Origin of the sequence: Brucella tritici (genome assembly GCF_008932295.1) — a bacterium.
In the GTDB taxonomy this organism is placed as follows: domain Bacteria; phylum Pseudomonadota; class Alphaproteobacteria; order Rhizobiales; family Rhizobiaceae; genus Brucella; species Brucella tritici.
Genome location: NZ_WBWA01000004.1, coordinates 136,413 through 149,735, shown reverse-complemented (window position 1 = coordinate 149,735; position 13,323 = coordinate 136,413). Strand labels below are relative to the sequence as shown.

Here is a 13,323-nt window from a genome sequence, read left to right as displayed (position 1 = left end):
AGTAGGGCAGTAGGGCAGTAGGGCAGTAGGGCAGTAGGGCAGTAGGGCAGTAGGGCAGTAGGGCAGTGAAGGATATGGTCGGCGCGGTCATCCGCAATCAAAACATATTCCCCTATTCCCTTAACATAATGCCTTACTGCCCTACTGCCTTAACCCCATACCCCCTTACCCCCTAATCAAAGACAATCGCCGGCGCTGGCCTGCCGGCCCCCTTGCCGCCCTTCATGTTGTCCCAGACCTTGCGGGCGATCTCGCGATAGATTTTCGCGTGTTCGCTGTCCGGTTCCTTGACAGTAATCGGCGTGCCCGCATCCGAATAGGCGCGCACATCCATATGCAGCGGTACTTCGCCCAGGAACGGCACGTCGAGACGTTCCGCTTCCCTGCGCGCGCCGCCGTTGCCGAAAATATCGTAGCGCGCGCCAGTATCGGGCGCGATGAAGTAGCTCATGTTTTCGACAATGCCCAGAAGCGGGACATCCACCTTGCGGAACATGTTCAAGCCCTTGCGTGCGTCGATCAGCGCCAGGTCCTGCGGTGTCGAAACGACCACGGCACCCGCCAGCGGCACCTGCTGGGCCATGGTGAGCTGTGCGTCGCCGGTGCCGGGCGGCATGTCGACCACCAGAACGTCAAGCTCACCCCAGGCCACTTCGCGCAGCATCTGCGTCAGCGCCGACATGACCATCGGCCCGCGCCAGATCATCGGGGTTTCCTCATCGACCATGAAGCCCATGGACATGACCTTGATGCCGTAATTTTCCATCGGCTTCAGGATGCGGCCCTCGACCGTTTCCGGACGACCGGAAAGGCCAAGCAGGCGCGGCATGGATGGTCCGTAAATATCGGCATCGAGAATACCGACTTTCAGCCCGTTGGCGGCAAGACCCAGCGCCAGATTGACCGCCGTGGTGGACTTGCCGACGCCGCCCTTGCCCGATGCGACGGCAATGATCGCGCCAACGCCCGGTATGCCGGGCTTCGTCGCCGCGCGCTGCGGCTGTGGCGGGTGGCGGTGCTGCGCCGGGGCGGCTGCAGATCTAGCTTGGGGTTTTGGCGGCGGCGGCGCATCGTCGCTGGTGCGTCCGCCCTTCTTTTCGGCAGTGAGCGTGACCAGCGCGCCGGTGACGCCCGGAATTTCCTTCACGGCCTTTTCCGCGGCAAGCCGCATAGGCTCCAGCGCATCGGCGCGCGCAGCCGGAACCGTGATGGAGAAGAAGACCTTGCCGTCGGCAATAAAGATATCCGACACCAGACCGAGCGACACAACATCGCTTTCGAAATCCGGTCCCGTCACGGCCTTCAGCCGCTCCTGAACCTGTTCGCGTGTTACGCTTGCCATTTCACAGCACCAAGAGGGTAAGGAAACGGTGAGATAAGGAAATCCATATCGAGCAAAACATCCTGCCCAACGGCCTTATCGCTCTCTCGCCTTACCGCTCTACTCCTTCATTGTTGCCTCATATCCAATCCTGACATAATCAGCTTTCCAACCAAACGCCAATAGCGCCCAGCTATTTATTCCAGACATTGGAGCAAGCCATGGCCAAAGCCATTCATTCGATGATCCGCGTTCTTGACGAGGAAAAATCCGTTTCCTTCTACAATCGGGCTTTCGGCCTCGATATTGCCGAGCGCATCGATTTTGAAACCTTCACGCTGATCTATCTGCGCAATGCGGAAGCCGATTTCGAAGTCGAGCTGACCGTCAACAAAGGCCGCACGGAGCCTTACAATCTGGGCGATGGCTATGGCCACCTCGCCGTGGCGGTCGATGACGTCGATGCCGAACATGCCCGCTTCACCGAACTTGGCTTCAAGGTCGGAAAGCTGGTCGATTTCAAGAATAACGGCGTGCAGCTTGCCCGCTTCTTCTTCGTGGAAGACCCGGACGGCTACAAGATCGAGGTTTTGCAGCGTGGTGGACGGTATGTGTAGGGCAGTAAGGGAGTAAGGGAGTAAGGGAGTAAGGGAGTAAGGGAGTAAGGGAGTAAGGGAGTAAGGGAGTAAGGGAGTAAGGGAGTAAGGGAGTAAGGGAGTAAGGGAAGACGAGCACCCATTTTCAATCAAGGCAAATATTTTACTTGCCTTGTCCACCACCTGTCCGCACCCTATTCCCCTATTCCCCTATTCCCCTATTCCCCTATTCCCCTATTCCCTTACTCCCCTATTCCCTTAACATAATGCCTTACTGCCCTATTGCCCTACTGCCTTACCCAGTGGACTATTTGTCCTGTGGCAAAGACGGCGCACATGGGCTAGGTAAATTCGGCTTGAACGGAGAAGCTTTGAGTTGAAGACAAGCATCGGCCAATATCGGATATCTCTGGCGATACGCGTCCTTAGCGTATTTGCCCTGATGTTCGTCGCCTTTGCGCACAAGCCCATCGACCTCAATGCACCCGACAGCTATCTGCTTGCCCAATACCAGTTGCCCGACGGCACCTATCCGGTGCTCTGTATCGGCGATCATGGTTCCGATCCCAACCATCAGGGTCACGACAAGCATCTGAGCAACAATAGTTGCGAAGCCTGCCGGATTTCATCAGCCTTCCTGTGCCCTGCGCCTGCGGGTTCAACCGGCGCTGCCCCGCATATCGCCATGGCAGACGGCATCGTGCCGCCGCAACCGATCCTGCAGCATAGCACCTACCCGCCATCGGCACCGCCGCAAGCGCCACCTCTCGCCTGAATAATATCGTTTGAGCGAATGCGCTCCCCGGATCGCATTCGGGAATGAAACGCGCCTGAACCCTGTTCCCCCGAACTTGGCGTCGGCGTGCCTTCCAATGATTATTCAGGTTTGACACAATGAAGAACTATCGTCTTTTCGCCTCCGCCATCTCGATTGCCGCACTGTGCGCCTCTGCTGGCCTGGCCCAGGCCCACTCCTCCCTCGACCAGAGCGAAGCCAAGGCAGGCAGCTTCTACAAGGCAACCTTCCGCGTACCCCATGGCTGCGACGGCAAAGCCACGACTGAAGTGAAGATCGAGCTTCCCGAAGGTTTCATTTCGGCTCAGCCGCAGGTCAAGGCGGGCTGGAAGATCGAGACCGTCAAGGGCGACTATGCCCAGAGCTACAAGGTGCACGGCAAGGATGTGACTTCCGGCGTCCGCGAAGTCCGCTTCACTGACGGCAACCTGCCCGGTGATTTCTACGACGAGTTCACCGTCGTCGGCCAGCTCGCCAAGTTCGACAAGGATGCCACCCTCTCCTTTCCCGTGACGCAGGTCTGCGGAAGCGACGCTTCGGTTGCCTGGACGGAAGTGCCCAAAGAAGGCCAGAACCCGCACGATCTTGCGCATCCTGCGCCGCAACTGCTGGTGAAGGCCGCGGGCGCTGACGATGGTCACGGCGGGCACGGTGGACACGACAAGATGGGCCAGATGGACAAGATGGATGGGGCCTCGATGCAGGCAGCAATGCCGACGAAGCTTGGCGAACTGGAAATCACGGCGCCTTCGGTGCGCGCCATGGTTCCCGGTGCCAAGGTTGCAGGCGGTTTCCTGACCATCGCCAATGACGGCAAGGATGCCGACAAGCTGGTTTCCGTCACCACCGGCGGCGTCAAGCGCGTCGAAATCCACGAAATGTCGATGCAGAACGACGTGATGAAGATGCGTCAGCTTGAAGGCGGTCTGGATATTCCGGCAGGCGAGAAGGTCGAGCTGAAGTCCGGCGGTTATCACCTCATGTTCATCCAGCCGGAAAAGCCATACAAGGAAGGCGAGACCGTGCCAGTCACGCTGGAATTCGAAAAGGCCGGTAAGGTGACGATCGATTTCCCCGTCACCGCGAAAAGCGGCCAGAAAGATGGAGACCATTCGGGTCATTAGAGCGCATTGCGATCTGACTGAACCAGATCGGCGCGTTCCAGCTTTTTGTTTTAGAGCGAGCCAAAGCATTTCCGGTAAATCGCGCACTATCTGCGCGATTTCAGGAGACGCATAAAAGTTCACTCGCAAGAACCTGTCCCTTCAGCAAAGGGGCGAATGATCCGCGTCCTCTCTCCTTCGCGCATTATGCGCCCGTTTGCCGCAACCGCTGCTCCTCCACAGCGGTTGCGTTCTTCTTTGAATACTGTAAACATGAGTATTAAAGTCTAGAATAATTCCAAACAATTGAAATCTAATAAGATTTTAAACTTGAGTAATTGACTCCAGATGAATTTTCAGGCTTTTATGCATGGTGCAAATTCACAACCTTTGATGTCTGGGCCTTGAACCCTTTCGATTGGAGGACCCTATGATTGGTCTCGGCGAATGCCGGTCCGCAAATGTCGACGGCCTGCCCTGGCAGCTCAGTCTCTTGCCGACCGGATATTGCAATGTGCGGGGGGAAACCGAACGTCCCTCGGCAAGAATGCAGGGTTCACACCCCGCATGCATGTCTTCACTCCGCAGCTTCTTCGGGAGGCGGACATGAATATGCGCATATCCCAACTGAACGGCGCCAACACTGCAGGCTATTTCGATCGCCTGCCGGAAAAGCTGGTACTGGAAGGTTATCGCCGCTGGACTGCGGGTTTCGAGACAGGCTCGATCATCCCGTGGGAAATGACCTGGGGCCTCTATTCGGAAGTGCTTGGGCCTTCGGAAGCAAAACGCGCGGTGAGCGAGCTGTCGCATTTCATCCGCGTGCTGCGCCATTGCGCCAGTTGCCAGTTGCGCGCTTTCCCGTTCGACTCCCACCATGTCTGCCGTGAGGAATGCCTGACGCTGGGGCTGATTTCCGGCATCCAGAATCAGGACGCGCTGCTGCTCAATACCTGCCTTGAAGCGATTGCCTGTCATCGCCGCTGCGACGATGTGGCAGGGGCTGCACGCAATTTTGCCGACACGCTGGCTGATTTCGGCCAGACTTTGTTGCCAATACCGATCCATGCCATCGACAGCGCTTTGAATTTTACGCCGCGCGCGACTTTTCACTGATCGGTCCAAGATCGGACCCAGATCGATCCTTGATCGGAAAAAGTCCCAGCGTTTTGCGAATGAACGTGATTCCAGATTTTAAGCCGCCGTTACCCGGCGCAAGGAGATAGAAATGCAGGCCAGAACCGAACGACGCCTCGGCATTGCCGCCGCCCTCGTCCTGACCGCAGGAGCGTTTGTCATGCCGGGCGTATCCACTCAGATCGTGCAGAACGATGTTGCGCCGCAGAGCCAGATCCATATGGCTTCGGCAGAAAATCTGCGCGCCGAACTGCGCCAGTTCATCAATCTCGGCGAAGCTATGCCGAAGTCAGCGCGCTACGAATAATCGTGCTGAGACTGAAATAGAAAAGGCCGCGCCAGATCTGGCGCGGCCTTTTTGTGAGAAATCAATTATTTATCCGACGATGATCGGGGCCTTCCCCTGTACGCGGTTATAGAGATCGATGATATCCTGGTTCATCAGGCGGATACAACCGGATGACATGGACTGGCCGATCGACCACCATTCCGGCGAGCCGTGGATGCGATAGCCGGTGTCCCGCCCGTTCTGGAAAATATAGAGCGCGCGCGCACCCAGCGGGTTTTGCGGGCCGGGCTCCTGACCGTTGCGATATTTCGCCAGTTCCGGCTTGCGCTGGATCATTTCCGGCGGCGGCGTCCAGACCGGCCATTGTTTCTTGTACTGGACATTGGCCGTGCCCGACCACTCGAATCCGGCCTTGCCGATACCGATACCGTAACGCAGCGCTTCTCCGCCCGGCAGAACGTAGTAGAGAAGATGATCCTTGAGGCTGACGACAATCGTTCCCGGCGCCTGCCCTGTCGGGTCCGGCACGATCTGGCGGCGGAACTGCTTTGGCACTTTCTCGTAGGGAATAGCCGGTAATGCATACGGCCCTTCCTGCACGGCTGCGTACATGACATCCGGTGTCGTGATATCGCGGTCGACGCTGATCTGCGGACGCATCGGCGTAATCCCGCCGGTGGACATCGGATCGACATTCATCTGGAAGGCCGACATATCCATCGTTTGGTTACAACCGGCAGCACCGGTGAGGAGGACGGCTCCGGTGCCGAAAAGGAAGCGGCGGCGGCTCAGATCGTCAATGAACTTGGTCATACAAATTACCCGGACACAAGGGTTGAAACACAGCCGTCAAGCGACCGCCATACTCAACAGCAATTTGCGTTCTTATGGTTGAAGAACGGTTAAACAACTCGCGCAAACGTGTCTGAAAATTCCGTTTGAAAGCATAAATTGCAGTGATTTTGAAAATTTAATCGATTTAAAATCCAAGGCAAATGCGGCAAGCATATGTATGTCATGGCTATTTGATGGCTAAAATGTGGCTTTTGCCCAAGGTCACCATTCTGGATTGTATTTAGATAGCAAAAGGCCGGGTCATGAAACCCGGCCAGGATTGCCTTCAATAATTGGCGGCGATCAATAATCTTTTTCGTAGAAGATACCGCCGCTGGAATCGCCTTCAGCACCCAGCGACCCCTTGGCTTTCAGGTTACGGGTGATGTCGAGATTGACAGTGCCCTTGGTCGAGCCACCTGAACCCGCTTCCACGCCCAGATAGATATTGTCGCGGATATAGCGACCGGCGCGAACTGCCGTCTGGCCCTTGTCATCCGTCACGACATCGAGATCGTCGAGACCTGTCCCGGCGCGCAGCTTGTTCATCAGCGAGTTGTTGGAACCGCCCGCAAGTTCTGCCGCAGCAGCCGCAAGCTGCGCGATCTGGAACGCCGACAATTCGCCGATGGAGCGCTTGAAGATCAACTGCGCCAGCACTTCATCCTGCGGCAATTCCGGTGTCGACGAGAACTTGATGTCGAGATTATCGACCGTGCCCGTCACCGTCACGATTGCGGTGATTTCATTGCCTTCCGAACGGGCAACGAAGTTGAGCTGCGGATTGAGATCACCCACCAGCGTGACATGGCCTTCGTCGAAGGTAATGCGCTGCCCGAGGATGCCGATGCGACCGCGGATCATGTCGAAGGAGCCGACCGGCTTGATGTCGGTCACAGGTCCGGTCAGGCGAAGACGTCCGCCCAGTTCCGTATCAAGGCCACGACCGCGCACGAAAATCTGGTTGGGCGCATTGATGAGAACGTCGAGGCGCGGCACGGTCGGACGCGCTGTCGGCGTCGGCACCCGGCTGCGGCGCGTTTCGACCTTGGCGCGATCAAGCGTCACCTGAACATTCTTCGGCGTGTTCTTGTGGCGAACCGGAACATAGGCCGCGCCGCCGCCGAGATTTTCAGGCACCGAGATTTCTGCCCTATCGACATCAATGCGGCCTGAAATCAGCGGATCGCGCATCAGCGGTCCATTGATGGTGATCCCGCCGTCGACGGTTGCCACGACCAGCTTGCCGTCGGCATAGCGGGCGCGATTGAGCTTGATCTCTATATTGGCCGGGAAATTCGCTTCGGCATTGGTCGAGATCGTACCGCTGGCAGAAACCGATCCGCCACTGCTGAGCGCGGCATTGACCTGGCGCAGCGTGACGGTTTCGCCATCCAGGCTGCCCATGACATTGATATTGTTGAGGCGGACATTGGTGTCCGGATCGACAAAGGTTGCGCCATTGGTGGAGAACATGCCGCGCAATTGCGGACGGTTGAAACCGCCCGAAACGCTGGCCGTCAGCGTCAGCGTACCGTTTGCCTGCGCACCGCGATCCGCCAGGAAGCGGTTGGCGAGCGCCAGCGGAATGCTGCCATTGACATTGACGCCAAGCCCCTGTCCCGAGAACGGCACCTTGCCATTGGCGGTGACATTGAGGCCGCGTGGACCATCGACGGTCAACGACGAAAAGTCGATGGCCATGGCGGCGTAGCTGCCGGCAGCTTGCAGGGTCAGAGGCGCAAGCCCGTTATCACGCAGCGGCTTGGCCGCAAGACCGGTGCCGCGCAGATTGAACGTCGCCGCAGGATTGGTGAGCGGCCCTGTCACACGCGCTGTCCCGGTAACATTACCGGCAAGATCCTGTCCCTTGACCGCACCGTTCAGCGCCGTCAGCGGAAGATTGGCGAGATTGACGTCGATGGCGAGGTCTCCCTTGCCGAGTGGCACGCCGCCATTGGCGCGCACATCAATGCCGCCGCCTCCGGTTACATGCGCATCGACATTGAGCCGATTACTGGCCGAAGTACCCTTGGCATCCGCATTGAGAGCTGCAATGCCCTGCTTTTTAAGCTCGGCTGCGGTCACGCCGCGCGCCGCCATGTCGAAGGCGACATCGGGCGCTTCTTTCGTGCCAGTGATGCGCGCCGTGCCGTTGATCGTGCCGCCCAGCCCCAGTTCCGGCTTGAACGTATTGGCGAGAGCCAGCGGCAGGTTGGAAAGGGCAACCGAAAGATCGAGACGGCCATCGACCACGCCATTCACCTTGACCTGACCGGCACTGGCGTCCGCCCCCGTATTGATGATGATATCGCCGAAGGAGATTTCCTCACCCTTCATGGAAATGGTGGCGGGCGCGGCCAGATTGGCGCTGAGCGTGCCCTGCTTCACATTGGCTGAGGCGAGACCCAGTTCAAAACCGCCATCCTTCGGTTCCAGCGAACCGGCAGCACTGGCGACCGTACCGATCTTCAGCTTGGTGTTGGCAGTAAAATCGGTCTTCGACCCGGTTGCGTTGGCCTTGGCATCGAAGCTGTCGATGCCGAACGTGCCGACCATGATGTCGCGCGCCGCGGCATTGCCGTCAACCACCGGCACCCCGAACAGGTCCTTTGCCGTCAGGGCAATGTCAGCCGAGGTGATATGATTGCCATTGACCTTGATGTCCTTGGCATTGGCTGTGATCGATGCATTCTGGCGGCCGTCATTGGCGTCAAGTGTGATGTCGGCATTGGCCGCGCCGGTCGCCTCTGCCAGCGCCAGGGCTGCGGCGGTGGAAATATCCGGTGCATCGAGCTTCAGCGCGCCCGTCAGGAGACCTTTCGCGGTCTGGGTGACATTGCCCGAAAGATGCGCACCGCCTGCATTGAAGACGAGGTCGGTCAGGCGCTTTTCGTCGTTAACGATGTCGATCAGCGTTCCAAGATCAACACGCTGGCCATTGAGGAATGCACTGCCAGCAAGCTTGCCGGAAAGGGCAGCACCTGTCTTTGCATTGCCATCAAGCATGGCATTGAAATCGAGACCGCCTTCGGAAAGCTTGCGACCCGCCAGAGTGCCCTCCGGCGCATCGGCGCGCAATGCCAGCGCGATCAGCTTGTCGTCGCCGCGCGCGCTGCCCTTGACTGTCATCCGGCCCGATGCCTGATCCGAAAGAAGCTTGAGATCGGACAGCATCACGCCAAAATCGAAACTTGCCTTGTCGGATGCAAAGGAACCATTGGCGGTGATCTCGCTCAGCTCATTGCCGATGCGGAAACCACGCGCCGAAAATCCTTCCGCGCTGCGGCCAAGCGCACCGCTCAAGTTGACAGCGCCATCGAGAATGCGGTCAACCGCTTCCGTGCCGGTGCGCATGTTCTGCGCCGTACCGTTGAGGTCGAGCTGGAATGCACCGCTGACCGGGCGAACGATGCCCTTGGCATTGACATCGATACTGCCGGCCAGGTCCCGTTCTGCCAGAGCGCCGAAAGGCGCAAGGCTTGCAATCTTGGCAGCGATATCGCCATTGAAGGCAAAATCGTCAATATTGCCCTTGAGGTCGAGGCTTAGACCGTTGCCGGCAATATTGGCTTGCGCCAGTTCAACCGGCGAACCGGCGCGCCACGCGCCGTCGATGGCAAGCGCAATCTTGCTTCCAAGCGCCTCGGCAATTTCCGCACGTTCTGCCGAAATGCCGTCCATCCCGCCATTGACCTTGAAGGTGATATGGCGATTGGCGGCATCATCCAGGTTTTCAGCAACGCCGCCCATATCGAGTGCAATGCTCTGGGCAGAAATCGTTGCGTTCTTGAGACCGGCAATGGCAAGCGTTCCCGTCCAGTCATTGGTCGGGCGATCACCATAAGCGACCTGGAATTTTGCATTGTCGATATAGGTTTCAGCGCCCTTGACCGGCAGGAGCACGCGCCCCTTGCTTTCATCGGCAATCGAAGCATCGATACGCAGTTTGTTCAGGAAGCGGTCATTGCCGGTTTCGGCAGAAGCCTTCAGCTTCAAGGCAGCGCTGTTCAACGCCAGATCGTCGAGACGGAAACCGCCTGCATCCTTGAGGAAGCCATCTGCGGAAAGAACCGTATCGGCACCGAAGAAATCGCGGAATACCGGCGGCACTAGAACCGCAATCGGGCCATTGAAACGGGCGGAGAAAACACGTCCGCCATCGGGCGCCTGACCTTGCCGGTTGAGCGCGAATTCGCCTGTCAGCGTGCGGCTGCCATTGGTATCGAGCGCCAGGCCAACCTTCAACTCGTCAAGCGGACCGGCGCCTTTCAAAGTGAGATCGACCGGAGGATGGCCATCGATATTCAGCAGGTTGGCGACGATGCCATTGGCCGGTTCCGAAACTTTCAGGTCGAGATCGACCTTCTGGTCAGAATTGGCATAGGCCGCGCGAAGCGCGAAATTTCCGCCCGGACCGTCAAGACGCTTGATGTCGAAATTGGAATCCAGCGAACCATCGGCGAGCGACAGGCTGCCATTGGCCGACACTTCCGATTCGAGGCCGAAAATCTCCGGCCCAAAATGCAGGCGCGCAATGGCAAGCTGATCGAGATTGATCGAAATCGGCAGGTCCGGCAGGCTGAATGTCGACGATTCCGGCGACGGCAGGCTGTTGTCAGGCAATGGCTTGCGAATGATGTCGATGCGCTCGGCGGCAAGGGACTGGATGCTGAGACGGCCAACGAGAAGCGCGGTGCGGCTCCAGTTCAGCTTGGCATTCTCGATACGCAGCCAGACGCCCTCGCGATCGGCAATGGTGATCGAGCCGACGGTTGCTTCCGAAGACAGAACACCGCTGATGCCGGAAATGGAAATGCGGCGGTTCGGCGCGGAAAGCTGGCTTTCCACGAAAGACAGGAAATAGGATTTCTCTTCTTCGGGCTGAGCTTCCGAACTGCCCGGCTGTTGTGCTCCAGTATTTACCTGAGCATTTTCCTGAGCGTGGGCCAGCACCGGAGCTTCCCGCTCCGGCCAGCCGAAGATGACTGCCGTGACGGCGAAAGCGACGAAGGCGATGATTGCGAGAAATCTGGTCAAAACGCCTGTCCTATACCTACGTACAAGCCATAGCTCGGATCGCCTGAGCGGCGGTTGAGCGGAACGGCGACATCGAGGCGGATCGGTCCGAGACCGGTCAGATAGCGCAGACCGCCACCGACGCCGACACGCATCTGTTCCGAGAAATCGGGAAACGACTTTTCGCCGACATAACCGGCATCGACAAATGCCACCGCGCCGATGGAATCGGTGATGCGGGTGCGCACTTCGCCATTGGCCTCGACAAGCGAGCGCCCGCCGATGATCTCGCCATTGCCTGCGCTGACGCCGATATTGCGATAGCCATAGCCGCGAACCGAGCCGCCGCCGCCTGCCAGGAAGAGCTGGCTCGGCGGCAGGTCCTCGATGGAGGCACCGACAATAGAACCGACCTTGAGACGGCCTGCGAGGATCACGCGATCCTTTTCGCCAAAGCCGTAATAGGTGCGGCCTTCGGCGGTGAAGCGGGTGGCGAAATTGCCGTACTGGAATTCGTAGAAGGGCTGGATATTGCCTTCCAGATAGAAGCCCGAACTCGGGTCCGGCTTGTTGTTGCGACTGTCATAGAGGAGATTGCCCTCCAGTCCTGCCGTAGTGAAACTGCGCGAACCGAAGACGTCGTCATCGAAGTGACCCTGGCTCGCCTTGGCATAGAGCGCGCCTGACAATTCATCGCTGAATATCTGCGTGAAGCCGGTCTTCGCATTGATCGAAGTTTCGGTATAGGCATCCAGCACTTCGCGCTTGGCGTCGAGCGATGCGACAAAATCCGTATCCGGCGTATAGACGCCCGGCTTAGTAAAGGTTGTACCCAGAAGATAGGTAAAGTTCTTCGGGTCGAAGGAATTGTCCTGTGTGCCGCCAATGCCGCTGATCTTGGCGTCGAAACGCAGGCGTTCGCCGCGCCCGAACAGGTTGCGATGCATCCAGTAGCCGGTCAGACCGAAACCGTCGATGGTCGAATATTCAGCACCGAAGCCAAAGCGGCGCGGCTTGCGCTCCTGCACGTTGAGCGTCATCGGCAGGCTGCCGTCCGGCTCTATCTTTTCGGCTTCCTCGAAACTCATGGCGCGGAATACTTCCATGCGACCGAGACGCTTCTTGGCTTTCTCGATATCGTCCGGATCGAATTCCTGGCCCTCTTTCAGCCCGGTCATCCAGGCCACGAATTGCGGGTCCATGCGCGCCGTTCCAACGACGCTGACCGGGCCGTAATGCGCCTTCTGGCCGGGGTCGAGCGAAACATCCGCGGCCACCCGGTTGTCGGCATGGTCGGCGACGATGTCTTCGCCGGTAACCCGCGCCTTGGCATAGCCCTGCTGGCGCCATGCCTCGACGGCAAGGCGTTCGGCCTTGATGACCGTGCCGGATCGCGCTACCTGTCCGGGCGCAAAGCCCGCATCTTCCGGCGACTGCACATGATCGCGCTTGTCGACCGGCGGCGGCGCAATATTGGAAATCGCCGTGCGCGAAAACAGGAATTGCGGGCCGGGATCGACGGTGATCGCAACCTTGGCATCATTGGGGATTTCCGCGTCGGGCGGAATGTCGTTTGCCTCACGGCCGTCGACAAGAATAGAAATCGTGCCGCCATAGCGGCCCTCGCCATAGAGCGCGGACAGAATGCGGCGATAATCGCCGCGCGCCTTGGCCAGTAGGCCGGCTGAGCCAGAAGCAGGTCTTTCTGCATCGGATACGAGGCCTGAAGCGCCTTCAATCGTGGATTTCAGATCGGCTTCCGTGCCGTCCGCATTCTTGCGGTCGCCGGTGGTCGTGACCTCGACAGTGTAGGTCTTGGGGTCGATGATATCGGGATCTTCCTTCTTGTCCTCGCCCCACAGACGAACACCGAAGATCTCGAACGCCAATGCAGGCGACATCGCGAAGGAGGAAAAATGCGCCGCCAGCAAAAGCACGGCGATGCTCCTTCCCTGTATCGTCCTGTTACTCCAAGTCATACGCGCTACTGTCCGGTTCCTGTCTATGCGGTCGCCTGGCGGCGTCCCGTTCATCACCCCCAGCCCAGGACGATTCAGGGATTACCATAGGGAGAACGGAAGTCCAAGCAACAACGCTAGATATGGACCATTTCAGTCAATGGAGTATTAACGTTACCACACCATTGCAAATTCCCGTCAGGATTGAACCAGTCAAGCACATCTTCCGCCTTGATTGCGAAAACAGGACCGCCAAGCGCGCTTCGACCT

The 13,323-nt window shown here is 58.4% G+C and carries 9 protein-coding genes; 5 read left to right on the top strand and 4 right to left on the bottom strand.

Annotation, left to right across the window (positions count from 1 at the left end):
* Positions 1–172 precede the first annotated feature (172 nt).
* Positions 173–1,342 carry an iron-sulfur cluster carrier protein ApbC gene (gene apbC, locus F9K91_RS06500; protein WP_151677470.1) on the bottom strand — a complete coding sequence of 390 codons (1,170 nt, stop codon included), beginning with the start codon at positions 1,340–1,342 and terminating at the stop codon, positions 173–175.
* A gap of 200 nt (positions 1,343–1,542) precedes the next feature.
* Here apbC and F9K91_RS06495 point away from each other — a divergent pair, with 200 nt between their 5' ends.
* The 5 genes from F9K91_RS06495 (at position 1,543) to F9K91_RS06470 (ending at position 5,260) form a co-directional block, all read left to right on the top strand.
* Positions 1,543–1,938 (top strand): VOC family protein, encoded by a 396-nt coding sequence (locus F9K91_RS06495; RefSeq protein WP_151650928.1) that lies wholly within the window; start codon positions 1,543–1,545, stop codon positions 1,936–1,938.
* Between the two features lie 355 nt (positions 1,939–2,293).
* Positions 2,294–2,692 carry a hypothetical protein gene (locus F9K91_RS06485; RefSeq protein ID WP_061344748.1) on the top strand — a complete coding sequence of 133 codons (399 nt, stop codon included), beginning with the start codon at positions 2,294–2,296 and terminating at the stop codon, positions 2,690–2,692.
* Between the two features lie 119 nt (positions 2,693–2,811).
* Complete coding sequence (locus tag F9K91_RS06480; protein WP_151677468.1) at positions 2,812–3,837, top strand: DUF1775 domain-containing protein; 1,026 nt, start codon at positions 2,812–2,814, stop codon at positions 3,835–3,837.
* Positions 3,838–4,422: 585 nt separating this feature from the next.
* Positions 4,423–4,932 carry a hypothetical protein gene (locus F9K91_RS06475; protein ID WP_192799296.1) on the top strand — a complete coding sequence of 170 codons (510 nt, stop codon included), beginning with the start codon at positions 4,423–4,425 and terminating at the stop codon, positions 4,930–4,932.
* A gap of 112 nt (positions 4,933–5,044) precedes the next feature.
* On the top strand, positions 5,045–5,260 hold the full coding sequence (locus F9K91_RS06470) for a hypothetical protein (protein ID WP_151677467.1): 216 nt from the start codon (positions 5,045–5,047) through the stop codon (positions 5,258–5,260).
* Positions 5,261–5,329: 69 nt separating this feature from the next.
* Here the strand turns inward: F9K91_RS06470 and F9K91_RS06465 are convergent, their stop codons facing one another.
* From F9K91_RS06465 to F9K91_RS06455, 3 genes are all read right to left on the bottom strand, one after another.
* Positions 5,330–6,055, bottom strand: a complete 726-nt coding sequence (locus tag F9K91_RS06465; RefSeq protein WP_151557069.1) for a L,D-transpeptidase — start codon at positions 6,053–6,055, stop codon at positions 5,330–5,332.
* 324 nt (positions 6,056–6,379) lie between these two features.
* Positions 6,380–11,116, bottom strand: a complete 4,737-nt coding sequence (locus tag F9K91_RS06460) for a translocation/assembly module TamB domain-containing protein (RefSeq protein WP_151677466.1) — start codon at positions 11,114–11,116, stop codon at positions 6,380–6,382.
* On the bottom strand, positions 11,113–13,074 hold the full coding sequence (locus F9K91_RS06455; RefSeq protein WP_459562242.1) for an autotransporter assembly complex protein TamA: 1,962 nt from the start codon (positions 13,072–13,074) through the stop codon (positions 11,113–11,115). The genes F9K91_RS06460 and F9K91_RS06455 overlap by 4 nt, the downstream gene beginning before the upstream one ends.
* Positions 13,075–13,323: the final 249 nt, after the last annotated feature.